Source organism: Propioniciclava sp., from assembly GCF_036744435.1.
Lineage (GTDB): Bacteria > Actinomycetota > Actinomycetes > Propionibacteriales > Propionibacteriaceae > Propioniciclava.
Genome location: NZ_DAIOIA010000023.1, coordinates 1 through 19,648, shown reverse-complemented (window position 1 = coordinate 19,648; position 19,648 = coordinate 1). Strand labels below are relative to the sequence as shown.

23 protein-coding genes are annotated in these 19,648 nt (G+C 69.5%); 6 read left to right on the top strand and 17 right to left on the bottom strand.

Annotation, left to right across the window (positions count from 1 at the left end; all coding sequences use genetic code 11):
• Positions 1-120: 120 nt before the first annotated feature.
• From V7E09_RS04815 to V7E09_RS04790, 6 genes are all read right to left on the bottom strand, one after another.
• Positions 121-1,050 carry an ABC transporter substrate-binding protein gene (locus tag V7E09_RS04815; protein ID WP_324511667.1) on the bottom strand — a complete coding sequence of 310 codons (930 nt, stop codon included), beginning with the start codon at positions 1,048-1,050 and terminating at the stop codon, positions 121-123.
• A gap of 46 nt (positions 1,051-1,096) precedes the next feature.
• A complete protein-coding gene (locus V7E09_RS04810; protein ID WP_324511666.1) occupies positions 1,097-1,756 on the bottom strand; it encodes an ABC transporter permease in 660 nt (219 codons plus the stop codon).
• On the bottom strand, positions 1,753-2,433 hold the full coding sequence (locus tag V7E09_RS04805) for an ABC transporter permease (RefSeq protein ID WP_324511665.1): 681 nt from the start codon (positions 2,431-2,433) through the stop codon (positions 1,753-1,755). The genes V7E09_RS04810 and V7E09_RS04805 overlap by 4 nt, the downstream gene beginning before the upstream one ends.
• Positions 2,430-3,242 (bottom strand): ABC transporter ATP-binding protein, encoded by an 813-nt coding sequence (locus V7E09_RS04800; RefSeq protein ID WP_324511664.1) that lies wholly within the window; start codon positions 3,240-3,242, stop codon positions 2,430-2,432. Before V7E09_RS04800 ends, V7E09_RS04805 begins: the two co-directional genes overlap by 4 nt.
• Positions 3,243-3,364: 122 nt before the next feature.
• Positions 3,365-3,676 (bottom strand): PTS sugar transporter subunit IIB, encoded by a 312-nt coding sequence (locus V7E09_RS04795; RefSeq protein ID WP_324511663.1) that lies wholly within the window; start codon positions 3,674-3,676, stop codon positions 3,365-3,367.
• Between the two features lie 40 nt (positions 3,677-3,716).
• The gene (locus tag V7E09_RS04790; protein WP_324511662.1) at positions 3,717-4,361 is read right to left on the bottom strand and encodes a DedA family protein; all 645 of its coding nucleotides are present in this window, start codon (positions 4,359-4,361) and stop codon (positions 3,717-3,719) included.
• A 120-nt stretch (positions 4,362-4,481) separates the two neighbouring features.
• Between V7E09_RS04790 and V7E09_RS04785 the strand changes: the two genes are divergently transcribed.
• The 4 genes from V7E09_RS04785 to V7E09_RS04770 all read left to right on the top strand — a co-directional run bounded on the left by V7E09_RS04785 (position 4,482) and on the right by V7E09_RS04770 (position 7,630).
• Positions 4,482-5,480, top strand: coding sequence for a sensor histidine kinase (locus tag V7E09_RS04785; RefSeq protein WP_324511661.1), 999 nt, complete (start codon positions 4,482-4,484; stop codon positions 5,478-5,480).
• On the top strand, positions 5,470-6,138 hold the full coding sequence (locus V7E09_RS04780; RefSeq protein ID WP_324511660.1) for a response regulator transcription factor: 669 nt from the start codon (positions 5,470-5,472) through the stop codon (positions 6,136-6,138). The genes V7E09_RS04785 and V7E09_RS04780 overlap by 11 nt, the downstream gene beginning before the upstream one ends.
• Positions 6,139-6,260: 122 nt before the next feature.
• The gene (locus tag V7E09_RS04775; protein WP_324511659.1) at positions 6,261-7,136 is read left to right on the top strand and encodes an EamA family transporter; all 876 of its coding nucleotides are present in this window, start codon (positions 6,261-6,263) and stop codon (positions 7,134-7,136) included.
• 137 nt (positions 7,137-7,273) lie between these two features.
• Positions 7,274-7,630 carry a DUF2200 domain-containing protein gene (locus tag V7E09_RS04770; protein ID WP_324511658.1) on the top strand — a complete coding sequence of 119 codons (357 nt, stop codon included), beginning with the start codon at positions 7,274-7,276 and terminating at the stop codon, positions 7,628-7,630.
• Positions 7,631-7,633: 3 nt separating this feature from the next.
• Here V7E09_RS04770 and V7E09_RS04765 read toward each other — a convergent pair whose 3' ends face one another.
• The 3 genes from V7E09_RS04765 to V7E09_RS04755 are packed head-to-tail and all read right to left on the bottom strand — an operon-like array spanning position 7,634 to position 9,626.
• Positions 7,634-8,473, bottom strand: a complete 840-nt coding sequence (locus V7E09_RS04765) for an NAD(P)H-binding protein (protein ID WP_324511657.1) — start codon at positions 8,471-8,473, stop codon at positions 7,634-7,636.
• The gene (locus tag V7E09_RS04760; protein ID WP_324511656.1) at positions 8,470-9,045 is read right to left on the bottom strand and encodes a TetR/AcrR family transcriptional regulator; all 576 of its coding nucleotides are present in this window, start codon (positions 9,043-9,045) and stop codon (positions 8,470-8,472) included. The genes V7E09_RS04765 and V7E09_RS04760 overlap by 4 nt, the downstream gene beginning before the upstream one ends.
• A complete protein-coding gene (locus tag V7E09_RS04755) occupies positions 9,042-9,626 on the bottom strand; it encodes a sugar O-acetyltransferase (RefSeq protein WP_324511655.1) in 585 nt (194 codons plus the stop codon). The genes V7E09_RS04760 and V7E09_RS04755 overlap by 4 nt, the downstream gene beginning before the upstream one ends.
• 119 nt (positions 9,627-9,745) lie before the next feature.
• On the opposite strand from V7E09_RS04755, the gene V7E09_RS04750 reads away from it, so the two are divergent.
• Positions 9,746-10,417: a GntR family transcriptional regulator gene (locus V7E09_RS04750; protein WP_324511654.1), complete on the top strand. Its 672-nt coding sequence runs from the start codon at positions 9,746-9,748 to the stop codon at positions 10,415-10,417.
• Between the two features lie 143 nt (positions 10,418-10,560).
• Entirely contained in the window at positions 10,561-11,766 is a 1,206-nt protein-coding gene (locus tag V7E09_RS04745; RefSeq protein WP_324523086.1) for an MFS transporter, read from the top strand.
• A 179-nt stretch (positions 11,767-11,945) separates the two neighbouring features.
• Here the strand turns inward: V7E09_RS04745 and V7E09_RS04740 are convergent, their stop codons facing one another.
• The 8 genes from V7E09_RS04740 to V7E09_RS04705 form a co-directional block, all read right to left on the bottom strand.
• Complete coding sequence (locus V7E09_RS04740) at positions 11,946-12,878, bottom strand: alpha/beta hydrolase fold domain-containing protein (RefSeq protein ID WP_324511652.1); 933 nt, start codon at positions 12,876-12,878, stop codon at positions 11,946-11,948.
• A gap of 14 nt (positions 12,879-12,892) precedes the next feature.
• A complete protein-coding gene (locus V7E09_RS04735) occupies positions 12,893-13,741 on the bottom strand; it encodes a carbohydrate ABC transporter permease (RefSeq protein WP_324523085.1) in 849 nt (282 codons plus the stop codon).
• 5 nt (positions 13,742-13,746) lie between these two features.
• Positions 13,747-14,712 carry a carbohydrate ABC transporter permease gene (locus tag V7E09_RS04730; RefSeq protein ID WP_324511650.1) on the bottom strand — a complete coding sequence of 322 codons (966 nt, stop codon included), beginning with the start codon at positions 14,710-14,712 and terminating at the stop codon, positions 13,747-13,749.
• 12 nt (positions 14,713-14,724) lie between these two features.
• Positions 14,725-16,089, bottom strand: coding sequence for an ABC transporter substrate-binding protein (locus V7E09_RS04725; RefSeq protein ID WP_324523084.1), 1,365 nt, complete (start codon positions 16,087-16,089; stop codon positions 14,725-14,727).
• A 97-nt stretch (positions 16,090-16,186) separates the two neighbouring features.
• A complete protein-coding gene (locus tag V7E09_RS04720; protein WP_324523083.1) occupies positions 16,187-17,200 on the bottom strand; it encodes a LacI family DNA-binding transcriptional regulator in 1,014 nt (337 codons plus the stop codon).
• 449 nt (positions 17,201-17,649) lie between these two features.
• A complete protein-coding gene (locus tag V7E09_RS04715; protein ID WP_324511647.1) occupies positions 17,650-18,636 on the bottom strand; it encodes an NAD(P)-dependent alcohol dehydrogenase in 987 nt (328 codons plus the stop codon).
• 96 nt (positions 18,637-18,732) lie between these two features.
• On the bottom strand, positions 18,733-18,963 hold the full coding sequence (locus tag V7E09_RS04710; RefSeq protein WP_324511646.1) for a helix-turn-helix transcriptional regulator: 231 nt from the start codon (positions 18,961-18,963) through the stop codon (positions 18,733-18,735).
• Positions 18,963-19,385: a hypothetical protein gene (locus V7E09_RS04705; RefSeq protein WP_324511645.1), complete on the bottom strand. Its 423-nt coding sequence runs from the start codon at positions 19,383-19,385 to the stop codon at positions 18,963-18,965. The genes V7E09_RS04710 and V7E09_RS04705 overlap by 1 nt, the downstream gene beginning before the upstream one ends.
• Positions 19,386-19,648: the final 263 nt, after the last annotated feature.

Sequence of the window (19,648 nt, the reverse complement as noted above, 5' to 3'; positions counted from 1 at the left end):
GGTGCCGACCTGCAGCCGCAGCCGATCGCTGGCGGGCAGTCGGGCGGGGGTGGCTCGCGCGTTCAGGTCCTGTGGCACCTGCCCATTGTGCCAGCGGTGCGCGAGCCGCCCCCACTCGGCTCAGACCAGGCCCTTGCTCTTCAGCCAGGCGGACGCGATGTCGGCGGACTTCGCCTGCTCGTCGACGCTGCGGGCGTTGAGCTGCTGCAGATCGGCCACCGAGAGCTGCCCGTTGACCGCCTCGATGGCGGCCGCGGCGGACGTGTTGACCTTGGTGGACACGATCGGCGTCACATTCTGCGGCAGGATCAGGTTCTTCGGATCGGACAAGATCACGAGGCCGTTCTTCGCGATGGAGGGATCGGCGGTATACAGGTCGGCGATCTGCACGGTGCCGTCGGTGAGCGCCCGCAGCGTCAGCGGGCCGCCGGAGTCCTCGACCGGGACCAGCTGCAGGTCGACGCCGTAGACCTGCTTGACCCCGTCGGGTCCGTAGGGACGCGTGGCGAATTCGCTGTTGGCGGCGATCTTCAGCGGCTGGGGGGCCTTCGTCAGGTCACCGATCGCGGCCAGCCCGTACTGGTCGGCGAACGCCTTGGTGACCGTGTAGGAGTCCTGGTCGGAGGCCGCCGCGGCGGTGAGGGCGCGCAGGCCCGTGGGCAGCGCCTGGGCGAGCGCGGTGGCGATCTGGTCGGCGTCGGTGGCCGTCGCCGACTTGTCGTAGTACTGCAGCAGGTTCCCGCTGTACTCGGGGATCACGTCGATCTTGCCTGCCTCGAGCTCCGGCAGATAGATCTCCCGCTGCCCGATCTGATACTGCCGGGTGACCTGGAAGCCGACGCTCTCCAGCGCCTGGGCGTACAGCTCGGCGATGATCTCATTGGAGTAGTACTGCTGGGAACCGATCACCAGCGCGGCCCCGGACGCTGTCGACGAGGCGGTCGAGGACGCGGTGCCCAAAGGGTTGCCGGTGGAGCAGCCGGCCGCGACGACACCGAGGCCGGCCAGGGCTGTGAGCGCGCCGAGGCGGCGGCGTGAGATGAGGGACATGACGGGTTCCTTTCGATGGATGAAAGCTCAGTCGATGGATGAAAGCTCAGCGGAAACGGGCGGGAGAGGCGAGGCGCTGGATCGTCGCGAAGGCCACGTCGACGACGAGGGCGAGCGCCACGACCAACAAGGAGGCGGCCAGCATCTGCGCGTAGTCCTGGGTCTTCAGCCCGAGGAACAGGAACCGGCCCAGCCCGCCCGCCCCGACGTAGGCGGCCAGCGTGGCGGTGGCGATCACCTGCAGAAACGCCGACCGGATGCCGCCCACCAGGAGCGGGAGTCCCAGCGGGACCTCGACGCGGAGCAGGACCTGCAGCTCGGTCATCCCCGAGGCGCGTGCGCCGTCGACGGCTTGTCGGTCGGCCGACTCGACCCCCGAGTAGGCGCCGGCCAGCACCGAGGGCAACGCCAGAACGACGAAGGCGACCATCGGGCCGACCAGCCCGATTCCGAACAGGATCCCCAGCAGGGTGACCAGCCCGAGGGTGGGCAGGGCGCGGGCGCCGCCGGACAGGCTGACGGCCAGGCCGCGCAGCCGGCCGGTGTGGCCCACCCACCAGCCGGCCGGGATCGCCACGAGGCACGCGAGCAGGACGCCGGCGAAGGAGTAGGCGATGTGCTCGCCGAGCCGTAGCCCGATCCCGTTCGGCCCGGGCCAACGGGAGGGATCGGCCAGCCAGGCGAACGCCTCCACCAGGTAGTTCATGCGGGCACCTCCTCGTGAGCCGGGTGGACGTCTGACACGACGCGGACAGGACGCGTCCACGGCAGCAGCAGGCGTCCCGCCAGAACCAGGACGGCGTCCAGGACGAGCGCCACCGCGACGGTGAGGAGGATGCCGGTGATGATCTCGGCGAGGATCCCCCGCTGGAAGCCGTCGGTGAACAGCAGCCCGAGGCTGGGGATGCCGAGCACGGCGCCCACGGTCACCAGCGACACGGTGCTCACCGCGACCACCCGCAGGCCAGCCAGCAGCGTCGGCCCGGCGAGGGGCAGCTCCACGGTGAGGAATCGCCGCACGGGCGGATATCCCATCGCCTTCGCGGCGTCCAGGGCGGCGGGGTTGACCTGGCGCAGGCCGTCGGCGGTCAAGGGCACCATCAGAGCGAGCCCGTACAAGGTGAGGGCCACGACGATGTTGAGCGGGTCCCGGGCGGATGTGCCGAGGATGATCGGCAGCACGATGAACAGCGGCAGCGAGGGGATCGCATAGGTGAGCCCGGCCCCGGTCAGCAGCGGCGTGCGCAGCCAGCCGAAACGGTTGGCCAGCCAGCCGAGCGGGATGGCCAGGATGAAGCTCGCCACGATCGGCGGCAGCGCGAGCCCGAGATGGCTGAGCAGGTAGTCGCCCACCACCCCGAGATTGTTGAGCAGCCAGTTCACGCGGGCGCGTCCTGGGTCAGGACGCCAGCGGCGCGACCGAATGCGTCGACCAGGACGCCGTCACGGTCGAACAGTGCCCGGGAGCCACGGTCGAGGCCGAGGAAGTCGGCCACGAACGCGCTGGCCGGGGCGCCCAGCAGATCGGGACCCGTGCCGCGCTGGGCGACGTGGCCCCCGTCGGCCAGCAGGATGATCTGATCGCCGAGCCGCAGGGCCTCGTCCACATCGTGGGTGACGAACACGATGGTCTTGGCCAGCGTGTGCTGGATGCGCAGCAGTTCGTCTTGGAGTTCGGCACGGACCAGCGGATCGACGGCCCCGAACGGTTCGTCCATGAGGAGGATGTTCGGGTCGGCCGCCAGTCCGCGAGCGACGCCGACGCGCTGTTGCTGGCCGCCGGAGAGCTGAGCGGGGAAGCGCCGGGCCAGCTTCTCGTCCAGTCCCACCAGGTCCATGAGGTCACGCGCCCGGCTGTGTGCGGCGGCCTTGCCGACGCCGTTCAACAGCGGGACGGTCGCGATGTTGTCCAGCACACTGCGGTGGGGGAGCAGCCCGCCGTTCTGCATCACGTAGCCGATGCTGCGGCGCAGCTTCACCGGATCGCGTCCGGCGATGTCCTCGCCGTCGATGGTGATGGTGCCCGCGGAGGCGTCGACCATGCGGTTCACCATCCGCAGGATCGTCGTCTTGCCGCTGCCGGAGGAACCGAGGAGGACGGTGGTCTTGTGGGGTGGGAACTGGGCGCTGAAGTCGTCCACCGCAACGGTGCCGTCGGGGTAGGTCTTGGTCACGCCGGTCAGCTCGATCATGGGTGAGCCTTAAATGTCGAGATATTGGTCCAGGTGCCACGCTGTGGCGGTCAGCCTACCCCGACGTTGAAGAACACCCTTTCTGCCGTGTCGCCTCTCACCCGGCGACAGGCGGGTGCGCTCTACACCGGCACGAGCGGCGAACGCGTCGAGGGGGAACGCTGACCTAGCCCTATCGAGATCTGCCTGGCCACCTCGGCAAGGTCGAGGGGATCGTGCACCGGTCGCACGATGGACGCGGCTCTGGCGAGGCCCCCGGCGAGTTCGGGGCTGACCAGCAGGAGATCGGCGTCCGGGAGGAAGCCGTGGACCGACACCCGGGCCAGCGCCTCGACGGTGGCGTCGACGTGCAGCCGCTGCAGCGCGGTCTGCGCGGTGAGCTGAAGCAGGATCGACGTGCCCAAACCCGACCCGTGGACGGTGATGATCTTCATGCCTCTATCTCCTCATAGGTTGATTGCGTCCGGGCGGCGTTCACGCCTGCTCGGCCTGGGCGGCTCGGCGTGCGGCCCATCGCGAGCGGACCGTGGAGACGACCAGCGGGGCCACGGAGATGCCCACGATGACCAGCATGATCGCCTCGATGTTGTGCGCGATACCCGGGATGCCTCCCAGCAGGACACCGACCAGCGTCATGGCCACCACCCAGCAGAGGGCACCGAGGATGTTCCACAAGGCGAAGTGCCGATAGCGCATGTTGGCGGTGCCCGCCACGAGCGGCACGTAGGTGCGGACGATGGGGACGAACCGCCCGAGCACGAGCGCCATCGGCCCGTGCCGGTCGAAGAACGCCTCCGCGGCCTCGAGGCGGTCGGTGCGCAGCACGCGCGCGTTCGGCTTGAACAAGCCCCGCCCGAACCGCCGCCCCAGCCAGAACCCCGCCTGGTCGCCGGCGATCGCGGCCGCGATGGCGACCAGCAGGATCTGCCACCCCGTGATGCCGAGGGAGCCGCGGAGGATGGCGGCGGTCACCAGCAGCGAATCGCCCGGCAGAAAGGGAAAGAGCAGACCGGATTCGATGAACACGACGATGCCCATTCCGACGAGCACCCAGGGTCCAAACGACGCCAGCAGAGCGCTCGCGTTGGTGAGGTTGCCCAGCCATCCCATGATGTCCATGTCGTCTCCTTGTGGGCGGGTTCGGTTTCTGCCCGCCTTCCAGTGTGAACGGTCCCTCCTCAGAACCTCCTAAGATTTCCGTGTGAGCCTTCGACGCAGGGCGGGCACACCGCTGAGGAGGTGGCCGGCGGTCACGATCCCGACCAGGTCGTCTTCGCCCAGGCGGCCCGGCGTGTCGGCGTCCAGGTGGCCGTGCTGAGCGCCGCGATGATCCTGATCGGGGCGACGCTGCTGTTCGCCTACCTGGGGTGGCGTCTCGGCGCCGGGGCGGACCGGCCACGCGAAGGTGGCCTGCTGGTCTCCCTGGAACCGGGCGACGTGGCCGTCGCGGGCCTGGTGCTGGGGGTGAGCGCGATCGCCGCCTCCGGGGTGACCGCGGTGTGGTCGGCGCGCCGGGCCACCGAGCCGCTCGCTGAGGCGCTGCGGCGCCAGCGCCGATTCGTCAGCGACGCCAGCCACGAACTGCGCACGCCGCTGGCGGTCCTGAGCGCCCGCGCCCAGCATCTGTCCCTGATGACGGCGGGGGACGTCCGACTCAGCGCGGTGGCCGCCGATCTGCGGGCCGACGTGGCGGTGATGTCGCACCTGGTCGATGAACTGCTCGCGTCCGCCACGTCGGGCGAGGCGACAGCGGGCCACTGTGACGTCGGGACGGTCGCGGCCGAGGTGGTCGAGGGGCTGGCGGTGAGCGCGGACGCCACGGGCGTCCGGATCGTGCTGGCCTCCTCGCCGCAGGCCTGGGTCGCCTTGTCGGAGGTGGCGGTGCGGCGGGTCCTCACCGCCGTGATCGACAACGCGGTGCGGCACAGCCCCGCAGGCAAGTCGGTGAGCGTGACGCCGCGGGTCCGTCGTGACGTCGTCGAGGTCGATGTCGCCGACCGTGGCCCCGGCATCCGCGGGATCGCGCCCGAGCGGGTGTTCGAGAGGTTCGCCCGAGGCGTCCCTCCCCTGGGGGCCGCCGCGTCGAGCTCGCACGGGATCGGGCTGGCGTTGGTCAGCGACGTCCTGAGTGAGCGGGGCGGCGCGATCGCCGTGCTGCGCACCGGCCCCGAGGGCACCATCTTTCGCCTGACGCTGCCCGCGTCGGCGCCCGCCCCGGAGCCGTTCGATGGGGAGTGATCGCAGCGCGCTGCTGATCGTCGAGGACGACCCTCGCCTCGGCCCGATCATGGTCGAGGTGCTGGGGCTGGACTGGGACGTCACCTGGGTGTCCGATCTGGCGGGAGCGCGGGCCCTGCTGGTGAACGGGCTGTTCGCGGCCGCCGTCGTCGATCGTCGCCTGCCCGATGGGGACGGAACCGCCCTGGTCGCGTGGATGCGGCGCCGAGCCGATGCCACCCCCGTGCTCCTGCTCACGGCGCTGGGCACCACCGCCGACAAGGTCGAAGGCCTGGATGCCGGGGCCAACGATTACCTCGTCAAACCGTTCGAGTTCGACGAGCTCAACGCCCGGATCCGCGCCCTCACCCGGGACTACACCGCCCCCCGGGACGCCGTGAGCGTCGGGAGCTGGACCTTCTTCCCCGGGCTGGGAGTGGTGGAGTCGCCCTATGCGGGACGGATCCAGCTCACCGGCAAGGAGGCCGCGCTGCTGGCCGTCCTGGCCGCTGCCCCGGACGCCTCGTTCACGCGGGCACAGCTGCTGGCCGCCGTCTTCGATCCCGGAGACCGGGTGGGTGTCGTGGACACCTATGTGCATTACGTCCGCCGCAAGACCGAACGCGACCTGATCGCGACCGTGCACGGCGTCGGCTATCGGCTGGGGACCCCCGTGTAGTGAGGCGCCGCCGTGGCAACCGCTGCTCGGAGGCATCCTCGTCGACGTAGACTCACCGCGGCCCCCTGGGCGGAACCATCCCGGCGACGGCAGGAGACCGAGGGAGCTGGGAACCGATGTGGATGGCCTTCGCCGTGGGGTCGGCACTGTTCGCGGGGGTGACGGCCGTGCTGGCCAAGCTGGGCATCCGTGACGTCGACTCGAACCTGGCCACCGCACTGCGCTCGGCCGTGGTGCTCGTGCTGGCCTGGGCGCTCGTCTTCATGGTCGGCTCGGCGCCGACGATCGGGCAGATCGATGGCCGCACCTGGCTGTTCCTCATACTCTCCGGCCTCGCGACCGGCGCCTCCTGGCTGTGCTATTTCCGAGCTCTGCAGATCGGCGATGTCAACAAGGTGGTGCCCGTCGACAAGACCAGCACCGTGCTCACCATGCTGCTGGCTGTCGTGTTCCTGGGGGAGCGGGTCAACGCGCTGGTGGTCGCGGCCATGGTGTTCATCGCACTCGGCACGTACCTGATGATCGAACGTCGCGCTCATGCCCGGGCGGACGCGGGGGAGCCACTCCGACCTGCGGGAGGCTGGATGTGGCTGCTCTATGCGGGAGGGTCGGCACTGTTCGCGGCGCTGACCGCGATCCTCGGGAAGGTCGGCATCGAGGGGGTGGAGTCGACGCTGGGAACGGCGATCCGCACGGGCGTCGTGCTGCTCATGGCCTGGCTGGTCGTGTTGGTGACCGGCAAGCAGCGAGCGATCCGCGGCATCGACGGTCGCAGTTGGCTGTTCCTGGTGCTCTCCGGCGTGACGACGGGGCTGTCGTGGCTGTGCTACTACCGGGCGTTGCAGGAGGGTCCCGCCAGCGTCGTGGTGCCCCTGGACAAGCTGAGCATCCTGGTGTCGATCGGCTTCGGTGCTCTGGTGTTCGGTGAGCGACTCTCGCTGCGGGCGGGCATCGGATTGGCCCTCATCGTCGCCGGGACCCTCGCGCTGGTCTTGTGAGGGCTGGTCCTGCGAGGGCGTGGCCGGGCGGGTTCGCGCCCGGTGGGTGCGCCGGGCTTGAACAGCCGCGGCTCAGGCGCCAGGCTGGAGCGCATCTCGCGGGCAGGCCCGCGGTGCCGACGATACGAGGAGGACGCGTGGCCGGTCACCGGATCTTCGGGGTCAGCTTCGCCAGCATCTACCCCCACTACGTCACCAAAGTGACCAAGAAGGGACGTTCGCAGGCCGAGTTGGACGACCTGCTCGGGTGGCTCACCGGCTATGACGCGGCCGGACTCGCCGCGACCCTGGCCGATGAGCGCACCCTGGAGGAGTTCTTCGCGCAGGCACCCGCCCTCAATCCAGGGGCGGATCTCGTGACCGGTGTCATCTGCGGTCACCGGGTCGAGGAGATCGAGGACCCGCTGATGCGCACGATCCGCGTCATGGACAAGGTGGTCGACGAGCTGGCCCGCGGTAAGGCGTTGGCGAAGATCCAGCGCACGCCTGCCTGAGGCTCATCGTCGTCGCGGCCGCCAGGAAGGGGAACGCGCGGCCCCGGTCACGAACTCGGCGAACGACCGGGCGGGGCGCCCCAGTGCCTCCAGCGTCCCGGACGACAGATAACTCAACTCTCCGGCGCGCGCTGCGCGGGAGAAGAACACCATGGCGTGGACGCCCGCGTCGTCGTACCCGAGTTCCCTCAGGTGGGCGGCATAGTCGTCGATGCGCATCGGGACGGCCTCGACCGGGCGCTCCAGCGCCTCGGACAGTGTCCGGGCGGCCGCCGGCATCGTGACCGGGGACAGGCCGCTCAACTCGTAGCGACGTTCGGCGTGTCCCGGCGCGGTGAGTGCCGCGACGGCGACGTCGGCGATGTCCGCGGCGTCGACGAACGCGACGGCTCCCGTCCCGCTGTTGTAGGGCAGGCGTCCGGCTCGCACCCCGGCGGCGAAGCACTGCATGGTGAGGAAGTCCTGAGCGAACCAGGCGGGACGCAGGATCGTCCAGGCCAGCCCGCTGGCCTCGACGGCGGCTTCCCGTTCGTGTCCGGCGGGCAGGTCGGCGTCGATCCAGTCGCGCGCCGACAGCAGTACCGCGCGCTCCACCCCGGCCGCCCGGCAGATGCGCAGGAAGGACGTGAGCCGGGCGACGCCGCCAGGGCGCTCGTCGGGAACGAGGTAGACCGCAGTCGCCCCGGAAACGGCCGGCGCCCAGGTGGTGGGGGCGTCCCAGTCGAACCGCACGGGGCTGGTGCGGGAGGCGCGGCGGATGCCGTGGCCGGCCTCCAGCACGCGCTGAGCGACCAGGCGCCCGGTGGTCCCCGTGGCGCCCAGAACCGTCACGACGCTGGTCATGCTTGCTCCGGAGTGGTGATCCGCAGCACCGTGGTGAGGATCTCCTCGGTGCTGCGTGGCTGGTTGTCGAGGGCCCGGTGGAGGGTGAGTCCCTCCAGCAGCGCATCCAGGATGCGTGCGGTCTCGGGGTCGAAGTGGCGCTCCAGTGCGGCGCGGCTGCGCGACATCCACGCGGTGGTGATCCTCCGGAAGTCGGGACGGCGGGCCGCGAGCGTGTAGAGCTCCTGGGTGAGGACCAGTTCGCGGGGATCGGCGAAGACGTCCTCGGCGATGAACGCGACGACGGCGGAGCGCGCCTCGGCGATGGTCCTGGCTGGCGCCAGCCGGGCCTCGAAGCGGGTGGCGACGCTGTCGGCGAAGGCGGTGAACGCCTCTTCCAGGAGGGCATCCATGCCGATGAAGTGGTAGGTCATGGACCCGAGCGGGATGTCGGCAGCGGTGGCGACGCGGCGGTGGCTCACCCCTGCGACGCCGACCTCCGCGACCACGTCGAGCGCGCTGGTGAGGATCCGGGCGCGACGGTCGGGGTCGCTGCGCCGCGGTCGCCGGGTCGTGGGGTGAGGCCCGGTCATGCGTCGAGCTGCCGGATGACGCGGGCTGGATTGCCGACGGCGAGGCTGTTCGGCGGCACGTCCTTGGTGACGACGGCACCGGCTCCGACCACGCTGTTGTCCCCGATGGTGACTCCGGGGCAGACGATCACCCCGCCGCCCAGCCACACGTTGTCGCCGATCACGATGGGTTCGGCGGCTTCCAGCTTGTCGCGGCGTGGCTGTGGTTCGAGCGGATGCGTGGGGGTCAGGAGCTGAACGTTGGGGCCGATCTGGCAGTCCTGCCCGATGGTGATGGACACGGGGTCCAGGGCGGTCAGCTGGTAGTTGATGAACGTTCGGGCGCCGATGTGAATGTTCTCGCCGTAGTCGACGAACAGTGGGGGTTTCACGACGGCACCCTCCCCCAGATGCCCCAGCAGCTCCGTCAGCAGGCCCCGGGCGGCCTCGGGGTCAGCGACGAACGCTTGGTGGTAGGCGTCGGCGAGCTGGACGGCGCGCTGCGCGAGGGCGGCGTTGTCGGGGTCGTCGGCAATGTAGAGGTCGCCGGCGAGCATGCGTTCCCGGTGGCTGCGAGGGTCGTCACGGAAGTAGTCGGGCATGCCCACATCCTACAACTATATGTACGTACGTACGCATGTGGTCTCCGGTTGTCCTCGCTCGGGGGGCTGAGATGCGGCGGCAGGTGCGGGACGACCGGTCTTAGACTCATCTTGTGTCTATGTTGAATCCCTCTAGGACGGCCGACCGTCCGGCGGCCGCCGAGACCGCCTACCAGCACACCAAGCGCCTCATTCTGACGGGCGGACTGCCAGCAGGCATGATGCTCAGCGAGGGCGAGATCGCCGGTCAGCTCGGGCTCAGCAGGACGCCCGTCCGGGAGGCCTTCCTCCGGCTGGAGACGGAAGGCTGGCTCCGGCTCTACCCCAAACGGGGAGCCCTCGTCGTGCCGGTCGCGCCCGGTGAGGCCGAGGCCGTCGTCGAGGCCCGGCTCCTCCTCGAGGCGCACGCGGTAGAGGCGCTGCTGGAGCGAACCCCCGGTGCCCGCCAGGCGCTGGCCCGCAGGCTCACCGCCATCGTCGCGCGGCAGATCGAGGCGCTGGACGCCGGCGATCTCGACGGCTACACGCTGCAGGACTCCCAGTTTCACCTCGAACTAGTGACCGCCGGCGCGAACAGCCTGCTGCTCGACTTCTACGTCACCTTGCGCGAACGGCAGCAACGCATGATCGCCCTCTCCATGCTGGCTGACGAGACGCGCGGGCGCGGCTTCGTGGCCGAGCACACCGACCTGGTCGCGCTCATCGAAGCAGGCGACGCCGTCGGGTTCTCCACTGCGCTGCGCCGGCACCTGCACCGCGCACACGCGTCCGGCGAGACGGACGCGCGATGAGCGCGCCGAGACCCGCCGCTACGACGACCGAGTGCGGTGTGCGCGCGAGCGCAGGAGCCGGTCCGGCACAGCCCGCGGCAGCGACCCCGCGAGATCTCGATGCCTCAACGTTTGCGGGAGCGTGGCTGGCGGTCGGCGGGTCCATGTTCGCGGTGGCCTGGGGCGGCAACGAGTTCACCCCGCTGCTGGTCATGTACCGGGAGGTGTCGCACTTCTCGACCGTGACCGTCGACGTCCTCCTCGGCGCGTACGTTGTGGGGATCATTCCAGCCCTGCTGGCCGGCGGGCCCCTGTCGGACCGGTACGGCCGACGTCCCTTGATGCTCCCAGCCGCGCCGCTGAGCCTGCTGGGGTCGCTCATCCTCGCCCTGGGTCCCGACTCACCCGCGCTGCTCGCACTCGGGCGCGTGTTCTGCGGAGCCGCTCTGGGCTTGGTGATGGCGGTCGGAACGACCTGGATCAAGGAACTCTCGGTGCTCGAGGGTCGACCGGACGCAGGCCCCGGGCGGGCGTCCATGTCGCTGACGGTCGGCTTCCTGGTGGGGGCGGGCCTCGCCGGGGCCCTCGCCCAATGGGGGCCGTGGCCCACCGCGTCGACCTACGTCCTCCACATCGCCCTGACGCTGGTCACGGGAGTCTGGCTGCTCGGCGTCCCGGAGACGCGGGCCGTCGAGCCGGTGGGGTCCAGGCCCCGGCTGCGCGACGATCTCCGCGTCCCGCCGATCGGGCACCGGCGGTTCCTGCGCGTGGTCGTCCCGTTGACGCCCTGGGTGTTCGGCAGCGTCGGAAGCGCGTATGCCGTTCTGCCGGGGCTGATGCGTGAGCATGCGGCCGGCATGCCGATTGCCGTGTCGGCGCTCGTCACGGCGTTGACGCTCGCCTGTGGTGTGGGGGCGCAGATTCTGGGCAAGGTGATCGACACCCGGCACTCCGCCCGCGCCTCCGTGATCGCGATGGTCTTCCTCGCGACCGGGATGGGGCTGGCCGCCCTCGCGACGACCGTGCTGTCGCTGGCCCTGGTCCTCGCGGCCGCCTGTGTCCTCGGCGTCGGCTACGGGCTGGCGTTGGTGGCGGGGCTCAGCGAGGTCCAACGCATCGCGGGCCCCGACGACCTGGCAGGGCTGACGGCGGTGTACTACGCCATCGCTTACACCGGCTTCTTCATCCCCGCGGTCTTGGCCGTGCTCTCGGCGCAGGTCTCCTACCCGGCGCTGTTCACCGGGGGAGTGGCCGTGGCGATCTGCTGCCTCCTCGTCGTGGCGTGCGCCTGGCGATCCCACCTGCCTGCGGGTGCCCGTCCCGCCTCGACATCAAGCGACCGGATGTCGACCCAGCGTGCTGTGCTGTAGCCAGGCGCCGAGGGGGAAGCAGCAGGTGCGGCTGGAGGTCGCCGCGTTGTTGCTGCGGGACGCCGGGCAGGACGGGACGCCCTCCGGGGAGTGAGGGCGCCTGGTGCCGCGTCGCGCCCCCAGGGGAGGTGGGTGGCGCCAGGGTCCCGGCTCGGCGAGAAGCCGGGACCCTAGCCGTTTCAGGCGCCCGTGGCGACGACGAGCCGCCGCAGAGCGGAACTGACGTCGTCCTGCCACGCCTGGGCGATCGGGTCGGCGCCAGTCAGCCCGAGCGATCCGTGCAGCGCACCCAGGTGTCGGGTGGCGGTGACCCGGACGCCCGCCTCCCGCAGCCGCGTGGCGAGGATCTCGCCACCGCCGCGCAGGGGGTCGTATTCGGCGGTCACGATGTGGGTGGCCGGGAAGGCGGTGACGTCGACCAGGACGGGGGAGATGTCCGGGTGGTCGGCGGGTAGCCCGCCCGCGTAGAGCCGCGTCATGTCCTCGGTGGAGTCGAGGCCGTTGATCGCCGCGAAACGTTCGTCCCAGGAGCCGTCCGGTCGCAGATCGACGGCCGGTACTTCCAAGACGAGGCCCGCGATGAGGCCCTCGCCCGTGACCCGGGCGGCCGCGGCGGTCGCGATGTTCGCCCCTGCCGAGATGCCGCCCAGGAGGAGGCAGGACGGATCCAGGTCCAAGGTGCCGGCCTCCTGCTGCAGCCAGCGGAGCACCTCGATGGTGTCGTCGATGGCCGCAGGGCACGGAAACTCGGGCGCCAGGCGGTAGTCGGCCAGGAACACCGCGACGCCGGCCTGAAGGGCCCGGTTCGCCGCGATCACCATGTTGACCGACTCGGTAGCCGACCCGTGCCAAAAGGCGCCGCCGTGGAGCAGGAGATAGGCGGGCAGAGGGCCGTCGGCCGCTTGCCCGCGGACTTCCCGCACGAGGAGGCCGTCTCCAACGCGGTGCTCCCGGACCGTGATGCCTCCGGGCAGCGCGCCGACGAATCCGTCGCTGAGCTGCGCGCTCTCCACCAGGCGCCGTTCGCGTTCGGTGGCGAAGTCGTCGTACTCGGGACGTCCGAGGGCGGCGATGCGCGTCAGCCAGGCCTGGGTGGGTGCATTCAAGATCACGCGCGATTCCTCTTTCACTTGATCGCTCCGGCCAGCATGCCCCGCACGAAGAAGCGTTGCAGCGAGAAGAAGACGATGATCGGGACCGACATCAGGATGAAGGCGGCCGCCGTGAGGACCTCCCAGCCTTCGCCGCGGGAGTTCACGAGGTTCGACACCGCGACGGTCAGCGGTGCGACGTCCGGGCTTCCGCCGAGATAGATCAGGGAGACCAGTAGGTCGTTCCAGACGAACATGAACTGGAACACGGCGACGGCCGCAAGGGCCGGGCCGGCGAGCGGGACGGCGATCCGCAAGAAGAGCTGCATCTCCGAGGCGCCGTCGATGGCGGCGGACTCGAACAGTTCCTCGGGCACGTTCGCGAAGAAGTTGCGCAGCAGATAGATGGAGAACGGCAGCGCATAGCCGACGTGGGCGATCCACACAGCGGGGAACGTCCCCACGATGCCGAGGTTGCTGAACATCTGGAGCACGGGCACCAGCGTCATCTGGAGCGGGACGCTGAGCAGTGCGAGAACGATGACGAACAGCCACTCGCGAGCGGCGAACTTCCAGCGTCCGAACACGTAGCCCGCGACCGCGGCCACCGCGACGGTGATGAGGGTGACAGGAATGGTGATGGCGGCGCTGTTGAGGAAGTTGCGGCCGATGCCGTTGCGCGTCATGACCGACTCGTAGTTGTCCAGCGTGAACTGGTACGGCGGGAGAATCGCCGTCCACCATCCCGAGTTCGTGATGTCGTAGGCGGGCCGGAACGAGCTGATCAGCAGTGACAAGACCGGCACGATCCAGATCGCCATGAGCAGGATCAGGGCTGCGTGCTTACCCAGCGCGGGCAGCCAACGGGAGCCATTCTTCGACACGGTGTTCACCGCCCCTCTCGGAAGAATCGGATGTTCACGGCGATGATGGGGGCCGTGGCAAGGAGGAGAACGACGGCGATCGCGGAGGCGGTGCCGAAGTTCTGTGCGGCGAACAGCTCCGAGTACATGCTGGTGGCCAGCACCTGGGAGCCGTAGTTCCCGTTGGTCAGCACGTAGATGATGTCGAAGACCTTGAGGCTGTTGATCCCCATGAGCGTGATCACCATGACGACCGTGGTGGAGATCTGAGGCAGCAGGATGCGGAAGAAGATGGCCCACTCCGAGGCGCCGTCGATCCGCGCCGCTTCGAGGGTCTCGCCGGGGACGCCCTTGATGGCCGCCGACAGGATCACTGAGGCCATCCCGACCGACATCCAGATGCCGATGAAGATCAGGGCTCCGTTGACGGTGCGTTCGTCGGCCAGCCATGCGACAGGATCCGAGCCAGGGAACACCGTGGTCCAGATCGCGTTGAGCGTCCCCGTCTGCTCGAGGCCGGGCGGCTCATAGGAGTACACGAAACTCCAGATGACGCCGGCGCCGACGAACGAGATGGCCGTCGGCAGCACGATGATGGTGCGCACGAGCTTCTCGTACTTGACGCGGTCACCGAGCGTCGCGATCGCGATCCCGATGACGGTGACGAACGAGGTGAAGACCACGAGCCACAGCAGGTTGTTGCGGATCGCGATCAGGGTGTCAGAGCGGGTGAACGCCTGCACATAGTTGGACAATCCGACGAATCCGGAGCCGTCGACCCCTTGGAAGCTCAAGATGATGGTTCGGATGAGGGGGTAGATGAGCATCCCGCCGAGCAGGATGCCCGCAGGCGCGAGCCACAAGGCAATGCGCGCGCTGCGGGCCCTGCGCGGGCGGAGGCGCTTGAGGAGCGCCTCCCCCGCGAGCAGGTAGAGCATCAGCCCGATCGGCACTAGGATGCCGGCGAGGAGCGCTACAACCACTGTGGGCATGGGTGCAACCGATCAGCGCGCAGCCAGGCGAGCGGCTTCGATGGTGCCGAGCACCTCGTCGAGCTTGTCAGGGCTGGTGATGTAGGTCAGGGTGCCGGACCAGAACGCCTGGGTGACCGACGACGGCATCAGATCGGAAGCGTCGAACCGCACGGCCTTGGCCTCAGAGATGACCTGCGCGGCCTTGCGGCGGGCGTCGGTGGGGTACACGTCGAGAGACACCGACTTGTTGGCCGACAGCCACGAACCGGTGGTCGCAATGAGCGCCTGGCTCTGCTCGGTGGCCGCGTAGGCCATCAGTGCGCGCACCTGCGGGGTGTCGTTGAACGCGCCCAGCATCTCGCCGCTCGTCTCGATGGTCCCCGAGTTGGCGGAGTTGACGGCCGGGAACATGAAGAAGTCCACAGACTTGCCTTCGACGGTGCCGGGCACCTGCGTGGTGACCGTCGCGCCGAGCCAGTCGGCCTGCAACGTGAGGCTGCAGCGAGGCGGGTCTGCCCACAGCGGCAGCGAGCCCTTGATGAAGTCGGTCGACACGACGGCGCGGGGGCCGCCGTTGACCATCTTGGTGTCGGTGGCGATCTTGCCGAAGGCCTCGAACGCGGCGCGGATCTCAGGTGAGTTCCAGGACAGTTCACCGTTGGCCCACGAGTCCCAGACCTCGGTGCCGTAGGTGGTCAGGACGAACTGCTCGATCCAGTCGGTGGACATCCAGCCGCTGGCGGCGCCGTTCTCGACGCCGAGGCACCACGGGGTGTTGCCGGCGTCTGCCTGCTGGGTGGCCCACGTGTTGAGGGCGTTCCAGTCTGCCGCGTTGGTCGGACCCTGGTACTTCTCGGGGTTGTAGTAGACCATGCCCTTCAGTGCGGAGGTCTGCATGAGCCCGTACAGCGTGCCGTTCTGGCTGCCCAGCTCGACGAGGCCGGAGTCGTAGTCCTTCTTGACCTGTTCGACATCGACCACGTCGTTGAGGGCCAGCAGCTTGCCGTCCTTGATCAGCTGGCGCATCTGGCCCAGGCTCGGGTTGGACACGACGTCGGGCGGGTTACCACCCTGGACGCGGGTCTGGAGCACCGAGAGCATGTCGCGGGTGCCTTCGTACTCGACCTTGATGCCGGTCGCCTCCTCGAAGGGCTTGAACGCGGCGAGGTACTGGTCGAGTTGGTCGCCGCCCAGGGCGCCCAGGAGGGTCACCTTGCCGCCGATGGTCTGGCCGCCCGCGATCTTGGTGGCGGCGTCCTTGGCCGCGCTGATCAGGGCGGCGTTCTGGGTGTTGGCCGAGGTGGTCGCCGTCGGTGTCGAACCGGCGCCCGAACTGCAGGCAGCCAGGCCGAGCACCGCGACCGCTGCGATCGCTCCGGTGAGTACGCGTCTCATGTCGTCTCCATTGTCGATGAGGAAAAAGATCTTGCTCGAAAGCACTTTTACCCTTGGGCGAGAGTGGGTGAGTGTCAACCAGGCGGAGGGGTGCTAGCTACGCGGAGCCACGGCGCACGAGGGAGACCGGAAGCGTGAGGGACGGGGTGACCCTGTCGGGGTCCGCGAGCAGGTTCAGCAACGTGGCCGCGGCCCAGCGACCGCTCTCGCGCAGTTCCTGGCGGACGGTGGTCAAATCGGCCGCGACGGCGGTGGATCCGTCATCGAAGCCGATGACGGCGACGTCCTCGGGCACCCGGCGTCCGTCCGCGCGGACCGCGAGCTGCGCAATGGCGGCGAGCTCGTCGGTGTGAGCGAAGATGCCGTCGATGTCGGGCTGGTCTCGCAGGAGCGCTTCGATGCCGGCGACGGTGGCGTCGAACCCTCGCGGCACCAGGAGCACGCGGGACGGAGGGAGATCCACGCCGTGGTCCGCGACCCGCTGGCTGAACCCGTCGAAGCGGCGAAGCGACGCGGAGAGATGGTCTTGCTGCACCTGGCTGTGTCCGAGGAAGGCGAGGTGCCGACGCCCGGTGGTGATGAGCCGATCGGCGGCCAGGGCTCCGCCCGTCTTGTCGTCGGTCGTCACTGAGGGGAAGCCGTGACCCTCGAGGTCGACCAGCACCACGGGCATGCGGGCCCGGCGCATGGCCGCAGCGGGCTTCTCCCCGAAGGGCACCGACATGATGATGAGGCCGTCGAGGGAGCGCAGGCTCGGCAGGCTCTCCAGCGCCCGCGCCGACTCCGCCGCGGACTCCACGTCGAACACGACGACCTCGATGGCCGAGGCGGCCGTCGAGGTGGCGAGCAGCACCCCGTTGAGTCGCTGGTGGAAGGACTCGAACGAGGAGAAGGGGGCGAAGACGCCGATCCGGCCCACACCCTTGCGGGCGCGTGAGGTAGCGGCGGCCTTCGGGACGAAGTTGAGCTCCGCCACGGCGTCCAGCACGCGCCGGCGGGTCGGCTCGGCGACGCGCGCCGGAGTGTTCAATGCCTTCGACACCGTCCCGATGCTCACGTTGGCGCGCTCGGCGACGTCGTAGATCGTGGGGTACCGCTTGCCCTCACCCATGGTGCGTGTCAACCTCTGTCCGTCGTCCACTGCTGTTGGCCACGCCCTCGGGCGGGGGCCGAGGGCGGTCCGCTGGTCTGCGGTGGCGTCATCGACCTTCTCGTCCTCTGGCCCCTGGATCTTACGCAGTGGAGCCCGCGTGTGCGTCACGACGGCCCGTTTCTGGTGCTCGTGTCGGAACGCTCAGGCGCCCGCAGATCGACCCGGTGGGGTTTCGGTCGCCGTTTCGTGCCGTGCAGGATCGCACTCAGGTGCCGCTCCTGGTCTCCGGGAACGGGCTGGGTGCCCAGGACGAGCTCATCGCGGATGGGCAGGTTCACGGTCCTTTCCGATCGCCCTCCTACGGGACCGGGGCGCACGGATCCAGGAAGCGTTCACCGAGGGCGTCCCGGTGTTCGGCTGCATGACCTCTTCGCGATCAGACGAGCCGGTCAGGCGGCCTCGGACGCTCACCTCGTCGCCGTCCCCTCGGGGGCGACGGCGACGACGACCTTGCCCCGGGCGTGGTGCGTGGCCACGCGTGCGAGCGCCTCGGTCGCCTGGTCCAGGGGGTACACCGTGTCCACGAGAGGTGTGATGCGGTGGGCGGCGAGCAGGTTCCCCAACTCGTCGAGCTGCTGAGTCGTGACGGTTCCGGAGAAGACCCGCACGCGCTGCGGTGCGATGAACCCATGCCATTGGGCCTTGGCGACGCGCATGAGGGCGCCCCCGTCGGGTCCCTTCACCCCGCTGTTCGGCAGGATGACGCCGTGGCGAACGACCACGGAACGCCAGTCCCGGATGCGCACCCCGCCTGCGTTGTCGAGGACGACGTCGTACTTCGTGGTGGTGTCCAGGGGGTTCTGGGTCTCGTAGTCGAGGACGTTCGCGATCCCGAGTGCGCGAACGCGCTCTACGTTGCGTCCGGAGCACACGCCGATGACCTCGGCCCCGCGCAGTGCTGCCAGTTGAGCAGCGAACTGACCGACCCCGCCCGCGACGCCGGTCACCAAGACTCGCTGGCCCGGTGCCACGTTCGCCACGTCGACCGCCCGCAGCGCGGTGGTGCCGGCGACGGGGAGGGTGGCAGCGTCCTGGTGGGACACGCCCTCGGGCAGGGAGGCGAGCCGGTCCTCGTCGGCGAGCGCGAACTCCGCCATGGTAGCGAGGCCTTGCCCAAAGACCGCGTCGCCCACGCGCCAGCGTGTGGCTCCCGGGCCCAGCTGGGTCACGATGCCGGCGCAGTCCATGCCTAGTCGGCGCCGCCTCGGGCGGCGCAGCCCGTTCCCGACCCGCACCATGCGGGGCACCCCGCGCATGACGAACGCGTCGGCCGCATTGAGCGATGCGGCGATGACCTGGACGAGCACCTGGTTCTTCCCCGGCACGGGGGTGGGGACGTCGCCGACGGCCAGCGTGTCGGCCTCGCCGTAGACGGGGTGAAGAAGTGCGCGCATGAGAGCTCCTCAGGGTGTGCTGATCAACGGCCCCGGCTGGTGCCGGGCCTGGTGGGTGGCGTGACGCCGGTGGCGGCTAGCGTCGCGTGGCGCGGGTCAGTTCGTGTCGTCCCCGCGATAGCTGAAGACGGCATCGAGCGGGACGCCGAGCGTGTGGGCGATCTGGAAGGCCATCTCGAGCGAAGGTGAGTAGCGTCCCTGTTCGATGGCGATGACCGTTTGGCGGGTGACGCCGAGGGCGGCGGCCAGGTCCGCTTGCGTGAGGCTGAGCTGGGTGCGGAGGTCGCGGATGCGGTTGGTGACCCGCGTGGGTTTGGGACCGACCATCACAGTCCCGTGCGGTGGGTGGCCAGACTGACGCCGATGCTGGCCAGCGAGCCGAGGAACGATCCGACGAAGAGCACCGTCGCCGTCCAGAATTGGGGCGCGTCGAGGGCCAGCATGATCAGGCCGGCCAGGACGGCGAGCCCGGTGATCCCGCCGCCGGTGCTGGAGGCGTGCCGCTCGATCTCGTGGTCGCGTTCGTCGGTGTGGGCCTCCCCGCGAACCCGCAGCCACAGCAGCAGCATCACCGCCCCGTAGAGGCCACCGCCGAGGAGGAGGCACCACAGCATGGGTCCCTGCCAGGCGACCTCGACGAGAGGCCGGTCGTCGGTGAGGGCTCGTGTGAGGACGATCGTCCAGTACGTGACGAAGGTGACGACGCTCAGGGCAAGACCCGCCCAGGTGTACCGCTCGGTGAAGGTCATGACGCCCCCCGGATGTAAAGAGTTATTGACATTCCCACCGTAGGGCGGTCCCGACGGCGTGTCAAGAATTCTTAACACGGTGCTGCGCGTCGCGTGCCAGGCTGGGCTCCTTCACGGCAATCCACAGTGCGCGGCATGCACGAGAAAACCCGCCCCGACTATGTGACTTCGTCGGAGCGGGCTTCTGCTGGGGTGAGTAACGGGACTCGAACCCGCGACATCCTGGACCACAACCAGGTGCTCTACCAGCTGAGCTATACCCA

Bases quoted from the DNA above. Each gene is read 5' to 3' on its own strand.
- V7E09_RS04710 (WP_324511646.1), bottom strand. From the start codon at position 18,963: ATGGTCGGTCCCAAACCCACGCGGGTCACCAACCGCATCCGCGACCTC.
- V7E09_RS04750 (WP_324511654.1), top strand. From the start codon at position 9,746: ATGTTGAATCCCTCTAGGACGGCCGACCGTCCGGCGGCCGCCGAGACC.
- V7E09_RS04720 (WP_324523083.1), bottom strand. From the start codon at position 17,200: ATGGGTGAGGGCAAGCGGTACCCCACGATCTACGACGTCGCCGAGCGC.
- V7E09_RS04760 (WP_324511656.1), bottom strand. From the start codon at position 9,045: ATGACCGGGCCTCACCCCACGACCCGGCGACCGCGGCGCAGCGACCCC.
- V7E09_RS04780 (WP_324511660.1), top strand. From the start codon at position 5,470: ATGGGGAGTGATCGCAGCGCGCTGCTGATCGTCGAGGACGACCCTCGC.
- V7E09_RS04715 (WP_324511647.1), bottom strand. From the start codon at position 18,636: ATGCGCGCACTTCTTCACCCCGTCTACGGCGAGGCCGACACGCTGGCC.
- V7E09_RS04800 (WP_324511664.1), bottom strand. From the start codon at position 3,242: ATGATCGAGCTGACCGGCGTGACCAAGACCTACCCCGACGGCACCGTT.
- V7E09_RS04755 (WP_324511655.1), bottom strand. From the start codon at position 9,626: ATGCCCGACTACTTCCGTGACGACCCTCGCAGCCACCGGGAACGCATG.
- V7E09_RS04810 (WP_324511666.1), bottom strand. From the start codon at position 1,756: ATGAACTACCTGGTGGAGGCGTTCGCCTGGCTGGCCGATCCCTCCCGT.
- V7E09_RS04775 (WP_324511659.1), top strand. From the start codon at position 6,261: ATGGCCTTCGCCGTGGGGTCGGCACTGTTCGCGGGGGTGACGGCCGTG.
- V7E09_RS04725 (WP_324523084.1), bottom strand. From the start codon at position 16,089: ATGAGACGCGTACTCACCGGAGCGATCGCAGCGGTCGCGGTGCTCGGC.
- V7E09_RS04795 (WP_324511663.1), bottom strand. From the start codon at position 3,676: ATGAAGATCATCACCGTCCACGGGTCGGGTTTGGGCACGTCGATCCTG.
- V7E09_RS04745 (WP_324523086.1), top strand. From the start codon at position 10,561: ATGTTCGCGGTGGCCTGGGGCGGCAACGAGTTCACCCCGCTGCTGGTC.
- V7E09_RS04705 (WP_324511645.1), bottom strand. From the start codon at position 19,385: ATGACCTTCACCGAGCGGTACACCTGGGCGGGTCTTGCCCTGAGCGTC.
- V7E09_RS04765 (WP_324511657.1), bottom strand. From the start codon at position 8,473: ATGACCAGCGTCGTGACGGTTCTGGGCGCCACGGGGACCACCGGGCGC.
- V7E09_RS04815 (WP_324511667.1), bottom strand. From the start codon at position 1,050: ATGTCCCTCATCTCACGCCGCCGCCTCGGCGCGCTCACAGCCCTGGCC.
- V7E09_RS04790 (WP_324511662.1), bottom strand. From the start codon at position 4,361: ATGGACATCATGGGATGGCTGGGCAACCTCACCAACGCGAGCGCTCTG.
- V7E09_RS04730 (WP_324511650.1), bottom strand. From the start codon at position 14,712: ATGCCCACAGTGGTTGTAGCGCTCCTCGCCGGCATCCTAGTGCCGATC.